Annotated in this window: 23 protein-coding genes; 7 read left to right on the top strand and 16 right to left on the bottom strand. The window is 57.0% G+C overall.

The features are described from left to right. Positions 1-175 precede the first annotated feature (175 nt). Positions 176-664 (top strand): transcription/translation regulatory transformer protein RfaH, encoded by a 489-nt coding sequence (gene rfaH / locus LAC65_RS00635; protein WP_039381813.1) that lies wholly within the window; start codon positions 176-178, stop codon positions 662-664. On the opposite strand, the gene tatD is transcribed toward rfaH, so the two are convergent. The 10 genes from tatD to udp all read right to left on the bottom strand — a co-directional run bounded on the left by tatD (position 661) and on the right by udp (position 9,942). Continuing rightward, a complete protein-coding gene (tatD, locus tag LAC65_RS00630; RefSeq protein WP_039381811.1) occupies positions 661-1,443 on the bottom strand; it encodes a 3'-5' ssDNA/RNA exonuclease TatD in 783 nt (260 codons plus the stop codon). The two genes, rfaH and tatD, sit on opposite strands and share 4 nt — an antisense overlap. Before the next feature lie 90 nt (positions 1,444-1,533). Then, complete coding sequence (gene tatC, locus LAC65_RS00625) at positions 1,534-2,280, bottom strand: Sec-independent protein translocase subunit TatC (protein WP_039381808.1); 747 nt, start codon at positions 2,278-2,280, stop codon at positions 1,534-1,536. Between the two features lie 2 nt (positions 2,281-2,282). Beyond that, positions 2,283-2,792, bottom strand: a complete 510-nt coding sequence (gene tatB / locus LAC65_RS00620; protein ID WP_039381806.1) for a Sec-independent protein translocase protein TatB — start codon at positions 2,790-2,792, stop codon at positions 2,283-2,285. Positions 2,793-2,801: 9 nt separating this feature from the next. Then, positions 2,802-3,047, bottom strand: coding sequence for a twin-arginine translocase TatA/TatE family subunit (tatA, locus tag LAC65_RS00615; RefSeq protein WP_039381803.1), 246 nt, complete (start codon positions 3,045-3,047; stop codon positions 2,802-2,804). A 104-nt stretch (positions 3,048-3,151) separates the two neighbouring features. Further along, the gene (gene ubiB, locus LAC65_RS00610; RefSeq protein WP_039381801.1) at positions 3,152-4,789 is read right to left on the bottom strand and encodes a ubiquinone biosynthesis regulatory protein kinase UbiB; all 1,638 of its coding nucleotides are present in this window, start codon (positions 4,787-4,789) and stop codon (positions 3,152-3,154) included. Beyond that, positions 4,786-5,391: a ubiquinone biosynthesis protein UbiJ gene (gene ubiJ, locus LAC65_RS00605; RefSeq protein ID WP_039381799.1), complete on the bottom strand. Its 606-nt coding sequence runs from the start codon at positions 5,389-5,391 to the stop codon at positions 4,786-4,788. The genes ubiB and ubiJ overlap by 4 nt, the downstream gene beginning before the upstream one ends. A 6-nt stretch (positions 5,392-5,397) precedes the next feature. After that, the gene (ubiE, locus tag LAC65_RS00600) at positions 5,398-6,156 is read right to left on the bottom strand and encodes a bifunctional demethylmenaquinone methyltransferase/2-methoxy-6-polyprenyl-1,4-benzoquinol methylase UbiE (RefSeq protein WP_039381797.1); all 759 of its coding nucleotides are present in this window, start codon (positions 6,154-6,156) and stop codon (positions 5,398-5,400) included. Between the two features lie 74 nt (positions 6,157-6,230). After that, a complete protein-coding gene (gene rmuC / locus LAC65_RS00595; RefSeq protein ID WP_039381795.1) occupies positions 6,231-7,718 on the bottom strand; it encodes a DNA recombination protein RmuC in 1,488 nt (495 codons plus the stop codon). A gap of 91 nt (positions 7,719-7,809) precedes the next feature. Further along, the gene (locus LAC65_RS00590; RefSeq protein ID WP_039381793.1) at positions 7,810-9,081 is read right to left on the bottom strand and encodes a tetratricopeptide repeat protein; all 1,272 of its coding nucleotides are present in this window, start codon (positions 9,079-9,081) and stop codon (positions 7,810-7,812) included. 99 nt (positions 9,082-9,180) lie between these two features. Further along, positions 9,181-9,942 carry a uridine phosphorylase gene (gene udp, locus LAC65_RS00585; protein WP_039381790.1) on the bottom strand — a complete coding sequence of 254 codons (762 nt, stop codon included), beginning with the start codon at positions 9,940-9,942 and terminating at the stop codon, positions 9,181-9,183. A 300-nt stretch (positions 9,943-10,242) separates the two neighbouring features. On the opposite strand from udp, the gene LAC65_RS00580 reads away from it, so the two are divergent. The 3 genes from LAC65_RS00580 (at position 10,243) to LAC65_RS00570 (ending at position 12,772) form a co-directional block, all read left to right on the top strand. Beyond that, the gene (locus LAC65_RS00580; RefSeq protein ID WP_039381787.1) at positions 10,243-11,079 is read left to right on the top strand and encodes a dienelactone hydrolase family protein; all 837 of its coding nucleotides are present in this window, start codon (positions 10,243-10,245) and stop codon (positions 11,077-11,079) included. Positions 11,080-11,260: 181 nt separating this feature from the next. Continuing rightward, positions 11,261-12,196 (top strand): HTH-type transcriptional regulator MetR, encoded by a 936-nt coding sequence (gene metR, locus LAC65_RS00575; protein ID WP_039381784.1) that lies wholly within the window; start codon positions 11,261-11,263, stop codon positions 12,194-12,196. Between the two features lie 93 nt (positions 12,197-12,289). Next, positions 12,290-12,772, top strand: a complete 483-nt coding sequence (locus tag LAC65_RS00570) for a YehS family protein (RefSeq protein ID WP_039381782.1) — start codon at positions 12,290-12,292, stop codon at positions 12,770-12,772. A 38-nt stretch (positions 12,773-12,810) separates the two neighbouring features. On the opposite strand, the gene LAC65_RS00565 is transcribed toward LAC65_RS00570, so the two are convergent. After that, on the bottom strand, positions 12,811-13,671 hold the full coding sequence (locus LAC65_RS00565) for a carboxylate/amino acid/amine transporter (protein WP_039385681.1): 861 nt from the start codon (positions 13,669-13,671) through the stop codon (positions 12,811-12,813). 402 nt (positions 13,672-14,073) lie between these two features. Between LAC65_RS00565 and glpT the strand changes: the two genes are divergently transcribed. Further along, positions 14,074-15,414 (top strand): glycerol-3-phosphate transporter, encoded by a 1,341-nt coding sequence (gene glpT, locus LAC65_RS00560; RefSeq protein ID WP_039381779.1) that lies wholly within the window; start codon positions 14,074-14,076, stop codon positions 15,412-15,414. Positions 15,415-15,447: 33 nt separating this feature from the next. On the opposite strand, the gene yigL is transcribed toward glpT, so the two are convergent. Together yigL and pldB are read right to left on the bottom strand one after the other, a co-directional pair. Continuing rightward, positions 15,448-16,248, bottom strand: a complete 801-nt coding sequence (gene yigL / locus LAC65_RS00555; protein ID WP_039381776.1) for a sugar/pyridoxal phosphate phosphatase YigL — start codon at positions 16,246-16,248, stop codon at positions 15,448-15,450. Positions 16,249-16,280: 32 nt separating this feature from the next. After that, positions 16,281-17,276, bottom strand: coding sequence for a lysophospholipase L2 (pldB, locus tag LAC65_RS00550; protein ID WP_039381774.1), 996 nt, complete (start codon positions 17,274-17,276; stop codon positions 16,281-16,283). Positions 17,277-17,380: 104 nt separating this feature from the next. Between pldB and rhtB the strand changes: the two genes are divergently transcribed. Then, positions 17,381-18,004, top strand: coding sequence for a homoserine/homoserine lactone efflux protein (gene rhtB / locus LAC65_RS00545; protein WP_039381773.1), 624 nt, complete (start codon positions 17,381-17,383; stop codon positions 18,002-18,004). 62 nt (positions 18,005-18,066) lie between these two features. Here the strand turns inward: rhtB and rhtC are convergent, their stop codons facing one another. Genes rhtC through pldA form a run of 3 tightly spaced genes read right to left on the bottom strand, consistent with a single transcriptional unit; the run spans position 18,067 to position 21,427 of the window. Next, positions 18,067-18,690, bottom strand: a complete 624-nt coding sequence (rhtC, locus tag LAC65_RS00540; RefSeq protein ID WP_039381772.1) for a threonine export protein RhtC — start codon at positions 18,688-18,690, stop codon at positions 18,067-18,069. A gap of 12 nt (positions 18,691-18,702) precedes the next feature. After that, positions 18,703-20,529, bottom strand: a complete 1,827-nt coding sequence (gene recQ, locus LAC65_RS00535) for an ATP-dependent DNA helicase RecQ (protein ID WP_039381770.1) — start codon at positions 20,527-20,529, stop codon at positions 18,703-18,705. Between the two features lie 19 nt (positions 20,530-20,548). Further along, positions 20,549-21,427: a phospholipase A gene (gene pldA / locus LAC65_RS00530; RefSeq protein WP_224144799.1), complete on the bottom strand. Its 879-nt coding sequence runs from the start codon at positions 21,425-21,427 to the stop codon at positions 20,549-20,551. A 166-nt stretch (positions 21,428-21,593) separates the two neighbouring features. On the opposite strand from pldA, the gene LAC65_RS00525 reads away from it, so the two are divergent. Next, a complete protein-coding gene (locus tag LAC65_RS00525; RefSeq protein ID WP_039381765.1) occupies positions 21,594-22,064 on the top strand; it encodes a thioesterase family protein in 471 nt (156 codons plus the stop codon). The last annotated feature ends 3 nt before the right edge of the window (positions 22,065-22,067 follow it).

Genomic DNA, 22,067 nt, shown 5'->3' with positions numbered 1-22,067 from the left:
AGTCTGATACAGATGCGCCCTGGTCGTCAATTCTCTTGCCGCAAAGCGCACAGATAACGCACTAATCAGAAAATTCGCAGAGAATTTCTCTGGCCGGCACGGTATACGCCAGCCGATGCGCTATAACTCTGACTGCAGGTTTGTTATTCTTGGCATCCATTATTTGGGGGCAGTTATGGAATCCTGGTACTTACTCTATTGCAAACGCGGACAGCTGCTGCGCGCTAAGGAACATCTTGAGCGTCAGGCAGTAACATGCCTCAGTCCAACGATCGCGATGGAGAAGCTGGTGCGCGGTAAACGCACCACTGTCAGTGAGCCGCTGTTCCCTAACTATCTGTTTATCGAATTCGATCCGGAAGCGATTCATACCACCACCATCAGCAGCACGCGCGGCGTCAGCCATTTTGTGCGCTTCGGCGCTATGCCCGCCACGGTGCCCTATGAAGTGATTGAAGCACTGCAGACCGATACACCACAGATTGTTCTGGATCCTGAAACGCCGCAGTCGGGCGATGAAGTGCTTATCACCGACGGCACGTTTGAAGGGCTGCGGGCGATTTTTGCCGAGCCCGACGGAGAAACCCGTTCGATCCTGTTGCTGAACCTGCTGAATAAGCAGGTGATGCGCAGTGTGGATAACAAACTGTTTCGTAAGGTTTAAGCCAGCCTGAACAGCTGACGCGCGTTTGCGTCGGCCTGCGCACTCAGCGCCTCCGCCGTCTCTCCGCGCCAGCCCGCCACCTGCTGTACCAGATGAGGCAGAAAACAGGGTTCATTGCGCCGCGAGGCCGGACGGGGCCGCATATCGCGCGGCAGTAAATAAGGCGCGTCCGTCTCCAGCAGTAAACGCTCCGCCGGGATCAGCGGCAGCATCTCACGCAGCGCCATTCCGCGGCGTTCATCACACACCCAGCCGGTAATGCCCACGGAGAGGCCCAGCGCCAGACAGGCTTCCAGCTCCGCACGCGTGCCGGTAAAGCAGTGTACCACCGCTCCCGTCAGCTTCGGCAGCCACGGCTCCAGCACCGCAACAAAGCGATCGTGCGCTTCGCGGCAGTGTAAGAACACCGGCAGCTGCAGCTCTGCAGCCAGCGCCAGCTGGGCATCGAATGCATACTCCTGCTGCTGATGCGCAGCCAGATTGCGGTTGAAGTCGAGCCCGCACTCCCCTATGGCAACCACCTGTTCGCTCTCTGCCAGGCGGCGCAGCGTGCTGGCTGTTTCTGCGGACCACTCACTGGCGTGATGCGGATGGACGCCGGCCGTAGACCAGCAGTAGCCGGGATGCTGTGCTGCCAGCTGTCGTGCCTGCTGGCTCTCCAGCGCGTTAGTGCCGGTAAGCAGCATGCCGGTGACACCTGCTTCGCGCGCGCGCTTAACCACCTGAGCGCGATCTTTTGCGAATTGCGTGCTGGTCAGGTTTACACCGATATCAAACATCTCTTTCCCCAAATAAAAACCGCCCGGCAGGCGGGCGGTTTGTAAAATGCTTTCACCCCGCGCGCAACGGGGCGTCCTGCGTAAACGCGATCAGGAGTCTTCCTCTGCCGCTTTACGCCCTTTACCCACATAGTAGCGGGAAAAGAATACGCCGACTTCAAACAGGCAGTACATCGGAATAGCGAGCAAAGTTTGGGAAAAAACGTCTGGCGGTGTGAGCAGCATCCCAACAACGAAAGCGCCGACCAGAATATAAGGCCGTTTTTTCCGCAAATCGTCTGGCGTGGTGATCCCGGTCCAGCAGAGCAGCACGATGGCTATCGGCACTTCAAACGCAACGCCAAATGCCATAAACAGCGTCATGACAAAGTCGAGATAGTTCGTAATGTCGGTCGCAATGGTGACGCCCTGCGGCGCGGTCTTGGCAAAAAAGCCAAACGCCAGCGGAAAGACAATAAAGTAGGCAAAAGCCACACCCACGTAGAACAGCAGCGTACTGGAGAAAAGCAGCGGCATAACCAGCCGGCGTTCATGCCGGTAGAGCGCTGGCGCGATAAATGCCCATACCTGATAGAGGATCACCGGAACCGCCAGAAACACCGAGACAATAAGGGTCAGCTTGATCGGCGTAAAAAATGGCGAGGCAACATCTGTGGCAATCATACTGGCGCCGGCCGGCATCTGGCTGATCAGCGGTGCGGCGACCGCGTGATAGATATCGTTAGCGAAATAGATCAGGCAGAGAAAAATCGCAAACACGGCAATGATGCAGTTCAGCAGACGCTTACGCAGCTCGATCAGATGGCTGATGAGCGGCTGGGTATCTTCAACAGCCATGGTTATCGTTCATCTTTTGCAGAGAGGGGAGTGGGTGAGTGCGCCGCATCAGCCCGATCGCTGACGGTTTCTGCGGCGGCAGGTGCCTGCGCCGGAGCGCTGGCGTGATGCTCCGCCTGCGCCGGCGTGACGGCAGCAGCCGGCGGCACATCAGGTTTAACCGCGGCAGGCTGATGAATCGTATTCGCTTCATCCTCCGCTTTTTCGATATCAATACTCTGCTGAACAGAGCGCTTCATGGAGTCAGCGGTTTTACGCAGCTCTTCCATTGACTGCTTCAGCTCCGGAGAGAGCGTTCCCTTTCCCGCCTCTTCCACTTTCTTCAGGCTGTCCTGCAACTCCTGCAGCTTTAGCTCCTGCGCCAGCTCGTGCTGCACATTAGCCGCCAGCGAGCGAATTGCCCGGATCCAGCCCACTACCGTTTTTACCGCCACCGGCAGACGTTGCGGCCCGAGTACAATCAGGCCGATCACGAACACCAGAACCAGTTCACTAAAGCCAATATCGAACACAGTTACACCTTACTTATCCCGCGGCTGATCTTTATTCACCGGGTCATGCTGTTTATCTGCCAGCGTTTTGGCATTGAAGTCAGCATCCTGCTCTTTAGGCAGATCTTTTTTCTCATCTTCATCACTCATCGCTTTTTTAAAGCCGCGAATGGATGAGCCAAGATCTGAACCGAGGTTGCGCAGTTTATTGGTGCCGAACAGAAGTACAACGATGACGGCAATGATTAACAATTGCCAGATACTGATACCGCCCATGAGATATGCCTCTGAAATACTTAACAAAACGAAAAACTGTAATGTGGCGGGCCGGGAAACCGGCTCCGGCCTGCGACATTACGCGATTTGCACCAGGCAAACAATTAGTTTGTCTTGCGCCAGCCCACCAGCCAGGTCACGATGCCCGCTGCCATTAACAGCGCCGGGAAGAAATCCCAGTCAGGCCGGCTCAGAAGTACTGCCGTCCCGCTTAACAGCAGCGTAGCCCCCACGCCAAACAGATAGCGCGACTGGTGATGCCGGGTACGCTGCGCGTTCAGTTCATTAACCAGTTTATCAACGCTGTGCTGCAATAACTTATGCTGGCGCATGCTGTCGTAAAACAGTTCCGGCAGTTCTGGCAGTTTTTCTGCCCAGAAAGGCGCTTTCTCTTTAACCTTACGTACCAGCGCCGGAAGACCGATCTGATCTTTGATCCACTCTTCCAGGAACGGCTTCGCGGTTTTCCATAAATCGAGCTGCGGGTAGAGCTGTCGTCCAATCCCTTCAATATAGAGTAGCGTTTTTTGCAGTAGCACCAGCTGCGGCTGCACTTCCATATTAAAGCGGCGCGCCGTGTTGAACAGGTTCAGCAGCACGTGACCAAATGAGATCTCCGCCAGCGGCTTCTCAAAAATCGGTTCACAGACGGTGCGGATAGCAAACTCAAAATCTTCAACGTTAGTATCGGGCGGCACCCAGCCGGAATCCACGTGGAGTTCCGCTACCTTGCGGTAGTCGCGGTTAAAAAAGGCAATAAAGTTTTCGGCCAGATAGCGCTTATCTTCTTTGTTAAGCGATCCCACAATCCCGCAGTCGATACCGATATATTGCGGATCTTCCGGACGATCGTAACTGACAAAAATGTTGCCCGGATGCATATCGGCGTGAAAGAAGCTGTCGCGAAATACCTGGGTAAAGAAAACCTGCACGCCGCGTTCAGCCAGCAGCTTCATATTGACGCCGTGCTGCTCCAGCGTGGCGACATCGGAGATCGGGATCCCGTAAATCCGCTCCATCACCAGCATGGTTTCGCTGCAGTAATCGGAGTAGACCTCCGGTACGTAGAGCATGCGGCTCTGATCAAAATTACGGCGCAGCTGAATCGCATTGGCCGCTTCCCGCAGCAGATTGAGTTCATCAATCAGCGTTTTTTCGTAATCGCGGACCACTTCCATCGGACGCAGGCGGCGACCATCCGGCAACAGGCGCGGCACCCAGCGTGCCAGCCGGTAGATCAGCTTCATATCCGCTTTGATTACCGGCAGGATATCAGGGCGGATCACTTTGATGACCACTTTGCGGCCGTTAGATTTCAGCGTCGCGGTGTGGACCTGAGCAATAGAGGCAGAGGCGAGCGGTTTGATATCGAAATCGTCAAACCAGGTCTCAACCGGACCGCCAATCGAGCGCTCAATCTGCGCTTTTGCTTTTACGCCGTCAAACGGCGCGACGCGGTCCTGCAGGATTGCCAGCTCGTCGGCAATTTTAGGCGGAAACAGATCGCGACGGGTTGAGAGCATCTGACCAAACTTGATCCAGACCGGGCCAAGCTGCTCCATTGCCAGACGCAGGCGCAGGCCCATCTCCGCTTCTTTATGCCGGTTGGGGATCCAGAATACGCAGCGGCGCCACAGCCGCAGCGGCAGCGTGATGCGCATGTGCGGTATGAGTTCATCCAGCCCGTAGGTCAGAAAAATTTTAACGATAAAATATAAGCGCCGAAGTTCTCCGAGCGTCATTTCGCCTCCCGCTGTGCCAGACGCGCCTCAAAGGCGTTTAGTGAACGCTCCATCGCTTCAACCTCTTCTGCAAACCATGCCAGCTCCAGCGCACCCGGCGCCAGCCGCCACTCTTCGGTTACCACCTGGCTGAGATAGTCCTGACGGCGCGTTACCTGCTGCTGCGCAAAAGCCAGCGCCCGCCTGCCGGCCTGACTGATACCCTGTGCCGCAATATCACCGGTCCAGGGTGCCAGATACTCTGCCGGATCGAGTTCAGCCAGATCCATTAATGCGGAGAACTGCTGTACCACCTGCAGATCGCCCTCAACGTTCAGCTCGCCGCTGCGGATCAGGCCGGTGAGCTGCTGGCGATCGCGCAGTTTAGGCAACGTACTCAGGCGCAGGCTGACGCTGCAGTCGCTGCTGTCCTGCCAGTCGCCCAGCACGTCCAGTCGCGTTTCGCTGAAGACCAGCACAAGGGGAAAATCGAGCTCCTGCAGCCGCAGCAGCAGCACCTTACCTGCCAGGCGCTGCCGGGCGGCTTTCAGGCTACGATCGCGATAAAGTACACGATTCAGCGCGGTTTCAAGCGCGCCGGTAATAAGAGGGGTTAGCGTCATGGTCACTCAGAACTTAAAGCCACGATGCAGCGCGACAATGCCGCCAGTCATGTTGTGATACGTGCTGTTTTCAAAACCGGCGTCGTTCATCATCGCTTTCAGGGTCTCCTGATCGGGATGCATACGAATAGATTCAGCCAGATAGCGATAGCTCTCTGCGTCATTCGCCACCAGCTGCCCGATACGCGGCAGAATATGGAATGAATAGGCGTCATACGCCTTGCTCAGCGGATCCAGCACCGGCTTAGAAAACTCCAGCACCAGCAGACGACCGCCCGGCTTCAGCACGCGAAACATTGAAGCCAGCGCTTTCTCTTTTTCCGTGACGTTGCGCAGGCCAAACGAGATGGTGATGCAGTCAAAATAGTTATCCGGGAACGGCAGAGCTTCCGCATTCGCCTGCACATAGCTGACGTTGCCGGTGACCCCAAGATTACGCAGCTTTTCACGGCCCATTTTCAGCATCGAGCTGTTAATATCCGCCAGAACCACCTGCCCGGTTTCACCCACCAGACGGGAAAATTTCGCCGTGAGATCGCCCGTGCCGCCTGCCAGGTCGAGCACGCGCTGACCGCGACGCACGCCGCTGCTGTCAATGGTAAAACGCTTCCATACGCGATGGACGCCGAACGACATCAAATCGTTCATCAGGTCATATTTTGCCGCAACGGAATGAAACACGTCCGCGACTTTATCGGCCTTTTCACTTTTTGCTACGGTCTGGAAGCCAAAGTGAGTAGTTTCCTGCTGTGATTCATCTGCCATCGGTTTTACCTGTTCCACAAATAATTCTCTCCGAAGTGTATCAGAGTCGCGCGATCCGAGCACGTTGCCGCCGGTTATTCATTGATACGGCGCACTTCCGCTGCCGTTTCCGCATCATCCTCTGCCCAGCGCTCATCCGCTTCATCCGGCAGCGCCCGCTGCACCAGCTGCGGATTAATGGGCCGCTTAACTTCGACTCCCAGCGACTTAAACGCCTCGCTCTGGGCGATAAGATTGCCGCGCCCTTCTGCCAGCTTTTTCATCGCCTGCTGATAGCTCTGCTGCGCCTTGTCCAGATTATGTCCGATGCCGCTCATATCATCGACAAACAGCCGCATTTTGTCATAGAGCCGTGCGGCGCGATCGGCAATCCGCTGGGCGTTGCGGCTCTGATGCTCATAGCGCCACAGATTATTGATAGTACGCAGCGCCACCAGCAGCGTAGTCGGACTGACCAGCATGATATTCTGCTGCAGCGCCTCGCTAATCAGCTCAGGCTGCCGATCGATAGCCAGCAAAAACGCCGGCTCCACCGGTATAAACATCAGCACATAATCCAGCGAGCGTAAACCGGGTAATTGTTGATAATCTTTTCGCCCCAGCAGACGAATATGACCGCGCATCGCCGCAACATGGTCCTGAATAGCCAGCTCCCGTGCGGCATCATCCTCAGCGTTAAAGTAGCGCTCATACGCGACCAGCGTCATCTTGGCATCCACCACCACATCTTTGCCCTGCGGCAGCCGGACAATCACGTCGGGCTGCATGCGCCCCTGCTCCAGCGCGATGTTCACCTGGGTTTCATACTCATACCCCTCACGCAGGCCGGACGCTTCCAGTACCCGACTGAGCACCACTTCGCCCCAGTTACCCTGAATCTTGTTGTCGCCTTTCAGCGCTTTGGTCAGGTTTAACGCCTCCTGCGCCATTTGTGCATTGAGCTGCTGCAGCTGGCGGATCTCATACGTTAACGTATGACGCTCACGCGCCTCCTGACCAAAACTCTCATTGACCTGACGGCGAAAGCCATCCAGCTGATCGCGCAGCGGCGCAATCAGGCTGTTAAGACTCTGACGATTTTGCTCATCAACACGGCGACCGCTGTTTTCAAAAATGCGGTTCGCAAGATTCTCAAACTGGGCGCTCAGACGCTGCTCGCTGCTGGTCAGCAGCCGCTGCTTCTCTTCAGCGGCAAAGCGCGTCTCCTCCAGCCGGATAGTCACCTCGCGCAGCTCCGCTTCCTGTGCGCTGTTGACCTCCAGCTGATTACGCAGCTCGCGGCTGAGCTGTTCACTTTCAGCACGCCAGTAATCCAGCTGCTGCAGGCGCTCCTGCGCCCCGCTCAGGGTGCCATGCAGCTGCCGCAGCTCCTGTTCACGCTGCCGGAGCTGCAGCTGCAGCTGTTCCTGCTCGCGCTGCTGACGCTGCTGCGCCGCTTCCAGCAGGCGATGCTCCGCGGTCAGGCTGGCATGCTGCTGACCGGCACGCAGCTGCGCCAGCAGCCAGCCGATACCCAGACCGGCCAGTGCCAGTACAAGCGTAATAATAAGTTGCTGATCCATGATCCCCCCGCCCCTCGCGATGCTCAGGGGAAAGGTAAAGTTGGCCTGGAGGAATGTCTACTGAAATCTCTGACCGCCAGCCCGCAGGACCTCAGCAGGCTCTGACCGTGAGTTCGCCCGCTTTCCAGGCGTCGATCAGAAAAAACGGCATCGGCAGCACCCATTCACTCTCATTCACCACGCGCGCCGGATAACACCAGCTCTGGCCGCCGCAGGCGAGTTCAACCTGCTGCGTACCGTTGCAGGGGGCAGTAGCCTTACCGGTCATGCTGGCATAGCCGGCGTTACTGCCGACATGAAAATGTTCCGTTTGCCAGCGAACGGGGGCGTGAGCAGGCCACGGCTGCGCCTGATGAAAATGAAAAAGATCATCATGACTGAGCAGGCTGGCACGAACGGTGGGCCACAGTGCCACTTTGAGGAAATATTGATCGGTAAAGCGCTGACTGCCAGTGTAGCGCGCCATAAAGTCGCGCATCTGCTGCGCAAGATTGCGGACGACGCCGTGACAGCCGCCCCACATTCCGGCCAGCAGCAGTTCGGTATGGGTAAAGTAGTCACGCATATGATGAAACCAGAACGGCGAGTCGAGCCAGGCCTGCACGGCCGCAGCTTCGCGCTCTGACAGCAGCGAGTCGGCGTCGCGAATGATAAAGCGCCTGACCATGGGGTCATCCATCACCAGAAAACGCCAGAGCGTAGGCTGAATCTCATTTTCGTGTGACATATCAACCAGCTGTGCGCCAGCGTGCTGCAGGCGCTGCCAGACATGCTGCGGCACGCTTTTATCCAGATAGACGCGACACTGCCATGCCGGATAGAGCTCGCGCGCGACCTCAACGTTTTTAATCAGCGTTTCGCAGTATCGCGGCTGATTGCCATACAGGCTGAACGCAATACTGTTTTCCGCCGGGTTGTGCGGGTTAAACGCCGGCGGCGCATCAGCCGGAAACGGGTGCTTTTGTCCGGCAGAAAAGCGGGCATCAGAGTGCATCAGCGAAGCCAGACCGTAGCGTGCCACCTCATCCGGCTTATCCAGCCAGCCGCAGACCTCGGTCAGGCCATCCAGCCAGGTTTCCGAAGCCTGTGCACGCTGTGCGTCAGGCGCCTGGCAGATTTTCTGATAGATTTTGTACGATTTTTTATAGTCGCCGGTGCGCATCAGCGTCAGTGCATAGTCGCTGAGCACCTGCATATGGTTCGGCATTACCCGCAATACCGCTTCACAGCACTGACGCGCCTGCGCGTAGTCGCCGTCGGCCATCGCCTGGCGAAACTGCGCGGCGGCGTGTTCAACGCGCGCCTGCGCAGCAGCGGGATGATTGACAGCGGCGGAACGGGGAGCGGAGAAGGTTTTGCGCATAAAAGGGATCCCAGAGTTCGCTGAATAGGTGCGCATCCTGATTCGTCAGCGGCTGAGTTCCCTGTAAGGCGGGTCCCGCATCCATTGCCAACTGGCGCACTACAGTAAGCGACGCGCGGCTTCCACCACAATTTTCACAGCGTCGCTCTCGGTCTGCTTCATGGTTGCCGCGTCCGGGATCTCTTTTTGCGTACGGTTCACAATGACGCCCGCCACCATGCCGGCACGCAGTCCCTGACTGGCGCACATGGTTAACAGTGTAGCGGATTCCATCTCATAGTTAAGTACGCCCATCGCCTGCCACTCCTGCATGGAGCCCTGGAAGCGATTGACCACGCGACCTGAGAAGGTGTCATAACGCTCCTGCCCCGGATAGAAGGTGTCAGAAGAGGCAGTGATGCCGATATGGGTACGCGCGCCGCACTCTTCTGCCGCCGCGACCAGCGCCGTGGTACAGGCAAAATCGGCCACGGCCGGAAATTCCATCGGAGCAAAGTGCAGGCTGGCGCCATCCAGGCGTACTGAGGCGGTCGTCACCAGCACGTCACCGACGTTAATGTGCGGCTGAATGGCACCGGTGGTGCCGACGCGCAGGAAGGTACGGACGCCGAGCTGTGCCAGCTCCTCTACCGCAATCGAGGTTGAAGGACCACCGATACCGGTTGAGCAGACCACTACCGGCTTGCCGTCGATCTCCGCCAGCCAGGTGGTAAATTCACGATGCGACGCCAGATGCTGCGGATTCTCCATCAGCGCAGCGATTTTTTTCACCCGCTCCGGGTCGCCCGGGACGATCGCCAGCGTAGCGCCTTTCAGATCAGCTTTAGTGATACCAAGGTGGAAAACGTCAGACTGGGTCATATCAGACTCCTGCTAATTAAGTAGTGTGACGCGCACTCTACGTGAGGCTGCGCGACAAATATGTGATATCTCTCACTTCAAATAATGAAAGTTACATTACCAACCGCACTATTTGTGATTTTTGTCACAATATAACGCGCCGTTTCACACATTTATCCGGCACGGTGCTGCGTAAGCTTCAGCGGCAATGTTAATACAGAAGCCGCATCTGAGAATCTGTTCCTTTTATCCTGTAACCATCCGGCCATCATGACCAGGCTATAGTTACCTGATTGCGCACCTGCCAGCACGGAGAGAACCATGAAAACCACAGAAAATATGGCACAAGAATCGACCCCGGGTGGCTTCGCCCCAGCGGCGCAGCCCGCCGCCAGCAGCACAATCATTACCCAAAGCGATGCGATTCATTGTGGCGAGACCTCTATTCCCAGCCAGGGTGAAAATCTGCCCGCCTGGTACGCACGACCTGAATCATTCAGCGGTACGCTGCCGGTGGTACTGGTGGTTCAGGAGATTTTCGGCGTACATGAGCATATCCGCGATCTGTGTCGCCGTCTGGCACTGGAGGGCTACCTCGCAGTGGCGCCGGAACTCTATTTCCGCGAAGGCGATCCGCAGGAGTATCACGATATCCCGACGCTGCTCAGCGAGCTGGTGAGCAAAGTGCCCGACAGCCAGGTGCTTGCCGATCTCGATCATGCGGCAAACTGGGCTGCACGGCACGGTGGTGATATTCGTCGTCTGGCGATTACCGGCTTCTGCTGGGGCGGGCGTATCAGCTGGCTGTTTGCCGCACACAATCCTCAGGTGCGTGCCGCAGCCGCCTGGTATGGCCGCCTGGAAGGGGAAAAAACGTTAAAGCAGCAGAAGCATCCGATTGATGTCGCCGTCGATCTGAACGCGCCGGTGCTCGGCCTGTATGGCGGGCAGGATGAGGGTATTCCGCTGGAGAGCATCGATAAAATGCGTCAGGCGCTGCATGCCGCCAATGCCACAGCGGAAATTGTGGTCTATCCGGATGCCGGTCATGCCTTTAACGCCGATTATCGTCCGGGCTACCATGCGGAGTCGGCCCGGGATGGCTGGCAGCGTATGCTGGCGTGGTTTAAACAGTATGGGGTAGCCCCGACCGCATAACATAATCCGGGGCGCTGTGGCGCCCTTTTTTGTGCACGTTCTGCTTTTAACGCCCGCGTATGCTGCTTTCAGCGCGCAGCAGCTCACCTCATTTAGCCATCCAGATGTTTACACCGCCACAATCTGCGGGTAGTGTATAGCTTACCGCGTCATCCGTTTTGTCCCGCTGTGAAGGATTCTCATGATCGAACTCAAACACCTGCGAACGCTGCAGGCGTTACACAACACCGGCTCGCTCGCCGCCGCTGCGGCGCAGCTGCACCAGACGCAGTCTGCGTTATCGCATCAGTTCAGCGATCTGGAGCAGCGCCTTGGCTTCCGGCTGTTTGTGCGTAAAAGCCAGCCGCTGCGCTTTACGCCGCAGGGTGAGATTTTACTGCAGCTGGCAGAGCAGGTACTGCCGCAGATCCAGCAGGCGCTGCAGGCATGTCATGAGCCGCAGCAGCAGGCCACGCTGCGCATCGCTATTGAATGCCACAGCTGTATTCAGTGGCTGACGCCTGCGCTGAATAACTTTCGCAAGAGCTGGCCGCAGGTGGTGATGGATTTTAAATCCGGCGTCACTTTTGATCCGCAGCCGGCGCTGCAGCAGGGCGAGCTTGATGTGGTACTGACCTCGGATATTCTGCCGCGCAGCGGGCTGTTTTATACGCCGATGTTTGATTTTGAGATGCGGCTGGTGCTGGCACCCGATCATCCGCTGGCGCAGCGCACGCATATTACGCCGCAGGATTTCGCTGATGAAGTTCTGATGATCTACCCGGTACAGCGCCAGCGGCTGGATGTCTGGCGTCACTTTCTGCAGCCCGCCGGCGTCAGCCCGGCGCTGAAAAGCGTGGACAATACGCTGCTGCTGATTCAGATGGTTTCGGCGCAGATGGGGATCGCCGCTTTGCCACACTGGGTGGTTGAGAACTTTGAAAAGCAGGGGCTGGTCGTCACCAAAACGCTGGGCGACGGTCTCTGGAGCCGGCTCTACGCCGCTGTACGCGAAGGCGAACAGCGTCAGCCGGTACTGGAAGCCTTTGTGCGTTTTGCCCGTCAGCACGCCTGCGATCACCTGCCGTTTGTGCGCGACGCCTCGCAGCCCGGCGCGGTATTACCCGGCGCATCCTGATAGTCCGGTGCGGCGTGCGCGCTCCGCGCTGTTATCCCCGCCCCGCCTGCACTATAATGCGCCGCCTTTACTGCATACCCGGAGAGTTTCACCATGACCAATAACGATGTTCTGCGCAGCGTGCGCTATATGCTTGATCTGAGCGATAGCAAAGTGGTGGAGATTTTTGCCCTTGCGAGAAGCGATGTGCCGCTGGAGGATGTGCAGGCCTGGCTGAAAAAAGAGGATGACGCCGCGTTTCGCAAACTGCCTGATGTACTGATGGGCTATTTCCTCAACGGCCTGATCTACTACCGGCGCGGTAAAAGCGACGATGCGCCGGCGCCCTCTGTTGAACGTCGCATGAGCAATAACATCTTTCTGAAGAAACTGCGTATCGCGTTTGCGCTGAAAACCACCGATATTCCCGACATCCTGCTCAAAGCCAACTTCAAGGTTTCACAGGGCGAAATCGGCGCTATCTTCCGCAATCCGGATCACAAGAACTATCGCGAATGTGGCGATCAAATTCTGCGTAATTTCCTGAAAGGGTTAACGCTTATCCAGCGTCCGGGAACGCCGGCGAAGAAAAGCTGATCGCACGGCGCAGCCTGCAGGCTGCGCCCGCCACGTGCTCAGGCGTGACGCCTGCCGATCACCCAGCGTTTATGCACATAGAGTGAAGCGAAGATCACCGCAGCGCCCGCAATAAAGCTCGGCCAGTGCGGCTTCTCCTGCCAGATCGCCAGATTCACCAGCAGTCCCGCCGGAACGTGCATATTGTTCATAATGCCCAGCGTGCCGGCATCCACCTGCGTGGCGCCATAGTTCCACATAAAATAGCCCAGCCCGGATGCGGCCACACCCAGCCATATCAGCACGCTCCACTGCAGCGTAGTCGTGGGCAGCTTCTGCGGATTGCCCCACAGCGACCAGGCCAGGGCGGCAATCAGCACCGCTCCGAGATAGAACCAGGAGAACGCCGTATGCTGCGGCATAGGCCGCGTCTCCTGCAGCCGTTTGTATCCCACCATGCCGACAGCAAAGCAGAGATTCGCCGCCTGCACCAGCAGCAGACCCAGCCAGAAATGATCGCTGACTTTGTCATAGCGAATAATGGCTGCCCCCGCTACCGCCAGCAGCGCGCTGAAGGCGTAGCCAATGCGCAGCGGACGCCGGCTCAGCAGGTCGTAAATCAGCGTGATATAGAGCGGCGTCATCACCGTAAACAGCAGGAACTCAGATACGCTCAGGTAGAGATAGGCTTCAAAACTGAGCAGATACATAATGCCGAGCTGCAGCATTCCCACCAGCATATAAAGCAGCAGCGTTGATGCCCGGTAGCCGCGCCAGCGCAAAAACGGCAGAAAAACCAGCGCGGCCAGACCTAGGCGCATCAGCACGGAAAACCAGCTATCAACCTGGCCGGCCAGATATTCGCCGATCAGACTGAAAGAAAAAGCCCACAATACAGTGGTGATAATAAGTAACAGCACGGCACACCATTCCCCGATAAACAGACGCGCTAGTGTAATCAAACCCGCCTGCGCCAGCTGAATAATCTGGTTTACAACTGAATACATTTTACTCACTCGTAGCTTGCAGCTATCGATACGTGCTGGTCAGCTGTTACCTCCTGACACAAACTCTGGTCAGAATGCGCATCAACACTGGCTTAAAACCTGGCAAAATGCGCGAAATCCAACATTTGCTGGTTTTTTTCGCTCCTGATTGTCATAAAACTGTAACATATGTGTCACACGTCACAGTAACGCGCAGCAACCATCTCTATTCTTTGCGCGATATGGAAACGCCAGGTTTCCTTTGCGCTTATGCGTATTTCTGCCCCAACCTGCTGGGAAATTCATAACTATTCTGCGCCCCGGAGGGCCACACTCATGCTGAGTATTTTCAAACCTGCACCGCATCGGCCTCAGGTCGCTGACGATCGTGTTGATCCGCTGTATCGCCGGCTGCGCTGGCAGATCTTCCTCGGGATCTTCTTTGGCTATGCGGCTTACTATCTGGTACGCAAAAACTTCGCGCTGGCGATGCCCTATCTGGTTGAACAGGGCTTCTCGCGCGGTGATTTAGGGTTTGCCCTCTCCGGCATCTCTATTGCGTACGGCTTTTCCAAATTCATCATGGGTTCTGTTTCCGATCGCTCAAACCCGCGCGTTTTTCTGCCGGCGGGCCTGATTCTTGCCGCCTCGGTCATGCTGTTTATGGGCTTCGTACCCTGGGCGACCTCCAGCATTATGGTGATGTTTGTGCTGCTGTTCCTGTGTGGCTGGTTCCAGGGAATGGGCTGGCCGCCGTGTGGCCGCACCATGGTGCACTGGTGGTCACAGAAAGAGCGCGGCGGCATCGTTTCGGTGTGGAACTGCGCACATAACGTCGGAGGCGGTATCCCGCCGCTGCTGTTCCTGCTCGGTATGGCGTGGTTTAACGACTGGAAAGCGGCGCTCTATATGCCCGCGTTTGGCGCCATTCTGATCGCGCTGTTTGCCTTTGCCATGATGCGCGATACGCCGCAGTCGTGCGGCCTGCCGCCGATTGAAGCGTGGAAAAACGACTATCCGCCTGATTACAGCGAGAACCATGAACAGGAGCTGACCGCAAAGCAGATCTTTATGCAGTACATTCTACCCAATAAGCTGCTGTGGTATATCGCGCTGGCAAACGTCTTTGTCTATCTGCTGCGCTACGGCATCCTCGACTGGTCGCCGACCTATCTGAAAGAGGTGAAACACTTTACGCTGGATAAATCCTCCTGGGCCTACTTCCTGTATGAGTATGCGGGCATTCCCGGTACGCTGCTGTGCGGCTGGATGTCAGACAAAGTGTTCAGAGGCAATCGTGGCGCGACCGGGGTGTTCTTTATGACGCTGGTGACAATCGCTACCGTGATCTACTGGCTTAACCCGCCGGGCAATCCGGGCATCGATATGCTCTGTATGATTGTGATTGGCTTTCTGATCTACGGCCCGGTGATGCTGATTGGCCTGCACGCGCTGGAACTGGCACCGAAGAAAGCCGCCGGCACCGCAGCGGGCTTTACCGGCCTGTTCGGTTATCTGGGTGGCTCAGTGGCAGCCAGCGCTATCGTTGGTTATACCGTTGATTTCTTCGGCTGGGATGGCGGGTTTATGGTGATGATCGCCGGCTCGGTGCTGGCAGTGGTGCTGCTGCTGCTGACCATGATCAACGAACATAAGCATAAGAAACAGCTGGGATAAGCGAGACGGGCCGGGAGAGACCGGCCCGTTTTTTTACTCCAGAAAGAGTTTACGCAGCGTGTGCGGCACCGCATCGTCCGCATTGCTGCCAATGATCTCCAGCGACGGCAGCGTATCCTTCAGGCGCTGCTGACCGTTGTGCATAATGCACCCTTTACCGGCCATACTCAGCATCTCAACATCATTCATGCCATCGCCGAATGCGATGCACGCTTTCAGCGAATGCCCCAGCTGTTTTGCCACAGCCTCCAGCGCGTGCCCCTTCGACACGCCGCCCGCCATCACTTCCAGACAGGTTGGCAGCGAGAAACTGACGTTAACGCGATCGCCCCAGCGCGCTTCAATCGCCTGCTCCAGCGGCAGCAGACTGGCCGGATCGCTGCAGGTGAAGAAGACTTTGCTGATGCCATCGGTGGGCAATATTCCCGGCTCATAGAGCTGATACATAAACTCCGACTCCTGAAAATAGTCCTGCTCATCGGGATGGTGACGGTTCATAAACCACTCATCATCGCGATAAACATGGGTCAGAATGTTTTCATCCTGATATTTCAGGGCGTAAAGCTCGCTGGCGATATCGCCGTCAAGATTGTGGCTGAAAATCAGCTCGCCTGAGGCGTTATGCACGCGCGCGCCGTTGGAGGTGATCATATACGCCGGAATACCGAGCTTATCGCGCATCTGTCCCACGTCGATATGGTGGCGGCCGGTGGCAAAAACAAAATGGATATCACGCGCCACCAGTGCCTGCAGCGTGGTACGGGCAAACGGCGTCAGACGATGTTGCGGCGAGAGCAGCGTGCCATCCAGATCGGATGCAACGATGTGAAACATGGAAACCTCGGGTTGTAATAACGGAAATAACGTCAGCTGAGATGACGGGCAAAAAAATCCACGGTGGCATTGAGCGCTTCGGCGCGCATTGCATCTGATTCAAACAGAATTTCATGTCGCGCGCCTTCAATGACGCGCGGTGCGTTACCTTCGCAGGGATGCCCGGCTGCCGCCAGCGCCTGGCAGAAGAGATCCTGTGAACGGTTGTCCACCACATCATCTTCACTCGCCTGCAGCAGCAGCAGCGGCGTGGTGATGTTTGCCGCCTGACGCATGATATTGCGTCCGGCCTGAACGCCTTCACGTACCCAGTGATAGGTCGGACCGCCGACGCGAATAGCCGGATCGTCAGCATAAAAGCGCAGATTGCGTCGATAGCGCTCGCGGCTGTGCGTCAGGCGGTTAATGCCAAACGGATGCGCGCGCCAGCGCCCGGTGCCAAGGGCGTATCCGTCGCGCAGCGCCGGCCGCTTCTCTGCCCAGTCAAGAATACGGTGCGCCAGAAAGGGCGGCAGCGGCAGCACAATGCCAAACATAGGTGCGCACAGCACCGCCGCATGAAATGCCCGCGGCTGCCGGGCCAGAAACAGCGCAACAATCGCACCCCCCATTGAGTGAGCCAGTACATAGCGCTGCTGATAATGCTGGCTGACAATCTCTTTCAGGTAGAGCGTCTCCAGATCGTCAACATAGTCGCTGAACTCCACCACGTGGCCGCGGTGCGAATCTGCCAGCAGCCGCTCAGAGCGCCCCTGCCCGCGATGGTCAATAATCACCACATCGTAGCCACAGTGAAACAGGTCGTATGCCAGCTCCGGGTATTTGATATAGCTTTCAATACGCCCCGGCACAATCAGGATCACGCGCGTGTGGTGTGGCGCAGTAAAACGTACATAGCGGAGAGTAAGATTGCCCGTGCCGGTGAACTCACACTCTTCCCGCTGCCGCCAGAAGTCGAGCAGCGGACCGGTAGCAAACGCCGCAAAAGCGCGTTCACGCCTGAGCCAGCTCTCTCTGTGATGCTGCATCTGCCCCTCCCGGAGAGTTCAATTCGCCCTGCTGGTATGCCATAGCGCAGCGCAATTTTCTGGCGTATTGTGTCATACTTCGCTCGCTTCAGGGAATGTCATGTATGACTACAGAATGGTGGTTAACCTACCTGCTTACCACAACCATCCTCAGCCTTTCGCCAGGCTCGGGCGCTATTAATACCATGAGCACCGGTATCAGCCACGGCTATCGCGGTGCGGCCGTATCGATCACCGGCTTACAGCTCGGGCTGGCAGTGCATATTGTGCTGGTGGGGGCCGGACTCGGCGCGCTATTTTCACAGTCGCTGCTGGCGTTTGAGATCCTGAAATGGGCCGGCGCTGCCTATCTGATCTGGCTGGGTATTCAGCAGTGGCGCGCCGCTGGCAGCCTCGATCTGAACGCCGTTGCCAAAGCGATGCCGCGCCGGCACCTGTTTCAGCGCGCGCTGCTGGTTAACCTGACCAACCCTAAAAGCATCGTGTTTCTTGCCGCGCTGTTTCCGCAATTTATTCTGCCCCATCAGCCGCAGCTGATGCAGTATCTGATCCTCGGCGTGACCACGATCGTGATCGATATTATTGTAATGATTGGCTACGCCACGCTGGCGACGCGCATTGCGGGCTGGATCAAAGGTCCGAGACAGATGAAGCTGCTGAACCGCATTTTTGGCGGATTGTTTATGGCGGTCGGCGCGCTGTTAGCCAGCGCGCGCAAAATAGCGTAATAAACGGCCGGGTGTGCAGTCAGCCACACCCGGCGCAGCGTCGCCGTTTCAGGCGACCGGGCCTAGCGCGAAATAATCAGGTGAATGCCAAAACCAGCAAACAGCACGCCCGCCATGCCATCCACCCACTTTGCCATGCGCTGATACTTCTCGCGCATCCACGGCAGGGCAAAGATAGCGGCCACCAGCGCAAACCATGCAAAGGTTTCTGCAATAATCAGCAGGAATAGCCCCCAGCGCGTCGCGGCACCGACATCATTCCCGACAAACAGCGAAAAGACGCTGCCAAAATAGATAATGGCTTTGGGATTGGACAGGTTTGTCAGCAGCCCTTTCAGAAAACTCATGCCGCGCTTTGGCAGCTCTACTACGGGTGCATCACTCTGCGGCTGCTTATGGCGCTGACATGCCGAGCGCAGCAGCTGCCAGCCCATCCACAGCAGATAGAGTCCGCCACCCACCATGATAATTTCATGCAGCCACGCCATTTTGGCCAGCAGCAGGTGCAGCCCCATCAGCGCTACGCCCGCCCAGATAACAATTCCCAGCGTAATGCCCAGCACGCCCATCATCGCCTCTTTGCGCGAGCGGCTGGCCGCAGTTTGCGACACAAAAAAGAAGTCCGGGCCGGGGCTCATCAGCGCAACCAGGTGCACCAGCGCGACGGTAGCAAACAATATCAGCATGCGTTTAGTCCTTTATTCGTCATTATCAAGATGTTCCCGGATCATCAGCAGGAACGGCTTACCAAAGCGCTCCAGCTTGCGATGCCCTACGCCGTTTACGCTCAGCATATCTGACGCGCTGACCGGCAACTGTTCCGCCATTTCAATCAGCGTGGCGTCATTAAACACCACGTAAGGCGGAATATTCTCTTCATCTGCTATCGCCTTGCGCAGCTTACGCAGCTTGGCAAACAGCTTGCGATCGTAGTTGCCGCCGTACACTTTTGGCGCACTGCTGCGGCTTTTCGCCGTTACGGTGCGCGGTACCGCAAGCATTAGCGGTATTTCAGCGCGCAGTACCGGGCGCGCAGCCTCGGTGAGCTGCAGCGCAGAGTGCATGGCGATATTTTGTGTCACCATACCGAGGTGAATGAGCTGACGCAGTACGCTGATCCAGTGCTCCAGGCTCTGCTCGCGTCCCAGGCCATAGATCGGCAGTTTGTCGTGGCCGTTATCGCGAATACGCTGGCTGGCTGAGCCGCGCAATACTTCCACAATGTAGCTCATGCCAAAACGCTGGCCGGTACGGTAAATGCACGACAGCGCTTTCTGCCCGTCGACCAGCCCGTCATAGCGGCGGGGAGGATCGAGGCAGATATCACAGTTGCCGCAGGGCTGCTGACGTCCTTCGCCAAAGTAGTTCAGCAGTACCAGACGCCGGCAGGTTTGCGCTTCCGCAAACGCGCCCATCGCATTGAGCTTGTGACGCTCGATATCCTGCAGCGGCCCCGGGACTTTCTCCTCCAGGCATTTGCGCAGCCAGACCATATCCGCCGGATCGTAAAGCATCATCGCCTCAGCAGGCAGGCCGTCACGTCCGGCGCGACCGGTCTCCTGATAGTAAGATTCGATGTTGCGCGGGATATCAAAATGCACCACAAAGCGTACGTTGGGTTTGTTGATCCCCATGCCAAACGCCACGGTAGCGACCACAATCTGCAGATCGTCGCGCTGAAACGCCTCCTGCACATGCGCACGCTGTGCGCTGTCGATGCCGGCGTGATAGGCGCCCACGCTCAGACCACGGCTCTGCAGACGCGCGGCGGTATCTTCCACTTTTGCCCGGCTGTTGCAGTAGATAATGCCGCTTTTGCCACGCTGCTCCTGCACATAGCGCAGCAGCTGATCGGTGGGCTTGAACTTCTCCACCAGGGTATAGCGAATGTTAGGACGATCAAAGCTGCTGACCTGAATCAGCGGATCGCGCATCTGCAGCAAATGAACAATGTCGTTACGCGTGGTTTCATCGGCCGTGGCGGTCAGCGCCATCACCGGCAGCTGCGGAAAGCGCTGCCTCAGCTGCCCGAGTGCGCCATACTCCGGCCGGAAGTCATGCCCCCACTGCGAAATACAGTGCGCTTCATCGACGGCCAGCATCACCGGATTCCAGTGCTGCAGCCCCTCGAGGAAGTTGTCCATCATCAGACGTTCCGGAGCGATGTAGAGCAGTTTGAGCTTTCCGGTACGGCAATCGGCAAAAACCTGCTGCTGCTGTTCGCGCGTCTGCGTCGAGTTAAGACACGCCGCCGCCACGCCGTTGGCCAGCAGCTGATCAACCTGATCTTTCATCAGTGAAATCAGCGGGGAGACCACCAGTGTCAGCCCGTCCTGCACCAGCGCCGGGATCTGATAACAGATCGATTTGCCGCCGCCGGTCGGCATGACGACCAGACAGTCGCGCCCCGAGAGCGCTGACTCGATAATGGATTGCTGACCCGGACGAAACTGCTGATAGCCGAAGGTGTCATGTAACACCTGCTGCGCCAGCGTTTCCTGATTGTGCACTGCCGAAATTGCCACGGTAATCCTGTTTTACTGATTAGAACAGATCGTTAAGCGTTACGCCCACGCCTAAACGGGTCTGACGGTGGTTATAGTCGATAAGCGATTCGCCATAGCCGCTGAACAGCTGCGTATAAAAGCGAACGTGTTCAGTGAGAGGATAGCTCCAGGCGAAGGTTGCGCCGCCGTAGCCGCTGTTCCAGTTATAGTTGCCTTCCACGCTGAAAATGCTGTCGCCCATCATATAGCCGAGCTTCGCGCCGTAATAACCCATGTATTTGGTAATGTCCGGGTTATCGTCATTGCTGGCGCTTTCCGGCAGACGATACCAGGGCTTGATCTCCGCAAGGAAGTTGCCGTTTTCTGCCATCAGGCGGGCGTAAAGGCGGTTCCAGCTGCGGGAAGTGGGATCGCTGCGGCCATTGGACTGATGATTAACGCCCAGCTCCACATCGCGCAGCGTCCAGCCTGCCAGTGAGTAGTCCGTTGCCCAGCCCAGAAACAGCTGTGGCTCATAGTTCGTTTCGCGGAAGGGTGACGACGCGCCGCGATTCGACAGCTGCCACCATGAACGCTGAGTATACGAGGCGGCCAGTACTGAGTTATCACCTAAAATGCCGCGCCACAGCGGAAACGCCAGGCTGAGCTGGAATTTTACTTCATCTTTTTTCGCTTTGTCTGCCCAGTTGTAAGAGGAAATCGCCTCTTTATTCATGTCGCTGGTGTAGGTGTAAAGCAGGTAGTTGTTTTCATAGGGGTAAAGCACAAACGGATTGTCATGCTTTTCCAGCAGATTTGCGATCACGCTCCCCTTCACCGCAGGTGCGTCGTGAATATTTTTAATCGTGGCTTCATCTGCCTGCGCCAGTGCAGGAACGGTTAATGCCGCGGCCAGCATGACGTATTGCTTACGCATAGTGTTCTCCAGTGCGCTGCGTGGGAAGGTTTTCAGGGCGGTGGTACAAAAAGCAGGCCATTCTACACGCAAAGCGGGGCGTTGATCAGCGCCGATTTCTGAAACTGGAAAGCAGCGCGGGAGCAGCATAATATACACAACTTCTTAACATCTTAAGGCCGTAACTATGTCATCTCCGATGCTGACTCAGCAGGACGCGCGCCAGCTGATTGGTGAAATTTTTGTTTATCATATGCCGTTTAATCAGGCGCTGGGCCTGGAACTGGAACACCTTGATGCTGATACGGTCCGGCTGGCATTTGCCAATAAAACCATGCTGGTAGGCAACGCCGCACAGCAAATCCTGCATGGCGGCGTGATTGCCTCAGTACTGGATGTTACCGCCGGGCTGGTTTGCGTCAGCCATGCGCTGACGCGGCAGGAGAGCATCAGCGAAGAGGAGCTGCGGCAGCGGCTGGCGCGAATGGGCACTATCGATCTGCGGGTTGATTATCTGCGCCCGGGCCGCGGCGAGCGTTTTATCGCTACCGGCACTCTGCTGCGTGCCGGTAATAAAGTCGCCGTGGCGCGCGTTGAACTGCATAATGAGCAGCACGATTATATCGCTACGGCCACCGCCACCTACCTGATTGGTTAACCC

It is taken from the genome of Pantoea eucrina, from assembly GCF_020079945.1.
GTDB lineage: Bacteria > Pseudomonadota > Gammaproteobacteria > Enterobacterales > Enterobacteriaceae > Pantoea > Pantoea eucrina.
This window is presented reverse-complemented; position numbering and strand designations above follow the sequence as displayed.

Bases quoted from the DNA above. Each gene is read 5' to 3' on its own strand.
- pldB (WP_039381774.1), bottom strand. From the start codon at position 17,276: ATGCAGCATCACAGAGAGAGCTGGCTCAGGCGTGAACGCGCTTTTGCG.
- tatC (WP_039381808.1), bottom strand. From the start codon at position 2,280: ATGGCTGTTGAAGATACCCAGCCGCTCATCAGCCATCTGATCGAGCTG.
- udp (WP_039381790.1), bottom strand. From the start codon at position 9,942: ATGACCCAGTCTGACGTTTTCCACCTTGGTATCACTAAAGCTGATCTG.
- rhtB (WP_039381773.1), top strand. From the start codon at position 17,381: ATGACTACAGAATGGTGGTTAACCTACCTGCTTACCACAACCATCCTC.
- metR (WP_039381784.1), top strand. From the start codon at position 11,261: ATGATCGAACTCAAACACCTGCGAACGCTGCAGGCGTTACACAACACC.
- LAC65_RS00590 (WP_039381793.1), bottom strand. From the start codon at position 9,081: ATGCGCAAAACCTTCTCCGCTCCCCGTTCCGCCGCTGTCAATCATCCC.
- ubiJ (WP_039381799.1), bottom strand. From the start codon at position 5,391: ATGACGCTAACCCCTCTTATTACCGGCGCGCTTGAAACCGCGCTGAAT.
- LAC65_RS00570 (WP_039381782.1), top strand. From the start codon at position 12,290: ATGACCAATAACGATGTTCTGCGCAGCGTGCGCTATATGCTTGATCTG.
- LAC65_RS00580 (WP_039381787.1), top strand. From the start codon at position 10,243: ATGAAAACCACAGAAAATATGGCACAAGAATCGACCCCGGGTGGCTTC.
- ubiB (WP_039381801.1), bottom strand. From the start codon at position 4,789: ATGACGCTCGGAGAACTTCGGCGCTTATATTTTATCGTTAAAATTTTT.
- rfaH (WP_039381813.1), top strand. From the start codon at position 176: ATGGAATCCTGGTACTTACTCTATTGCAAACGCGGACAGCTGCTGCGC.
- ubiE (WP_039381797.1), bottom strand. From the start codon at position 6,156: ATGGCAGATGAATCACAGCAGGAAACTACTCACTTTGGCTTCCAGACC.
- rmuC (WP_039381795.1), bottom strand. From the start codon at position 7,718: ATGGATCAGCAACTTATTATTACGCTTGTACTGGCACTGGCCGGTCTG.
- tatD (WP_039381811.1), bottom strand. From the start codon at position 1,443: ATGTTTGATATCGGTGTAAACCTGACCAGCACGCAATTCGCAAAAGAT.
- glpT (WP_039381779.1), top strand. From the start codon at position 14,074: ATGCTGAGTATTTTCAAACCTGCACCGCATCGGCCTCAGGTCGCTGAC.
- tatA (WP_039381803.1), bottom strand. From the start codon at position 3,047: ATGGGCGGTATCAGTATCTGGCAATTGTTAATCATTGCCGTCATCGTT.
- pldA (WP_224144799.1), bottom strand. From the start codon at position 21,427: ATGCGTAAGCAATACGTCATGCTGGCCGCGGCATTAACCGTTCCTGCA.
- yigL (WP_039381776.1), bottom strand. From the start codon at position 16,248: ATGTTTCACATCGTTGCATCCGATCTGGATGGCACGCTGCTCTCGCCG.
- LAC65_RS00525 (WP_039381765.1), top strand. From the start codon at position 21,594: ATGTCATCTCCGATGCTGACTCAGCAGGACGCGCGCCAGCTGATTGGT.
- rhtC (WP_039381772.1), bottom strand. From the start codon at position 18,690: ATGCTGATATTGTTTGCTACCGTCGCGCTGGTGCACCTGGTTGCGCTG.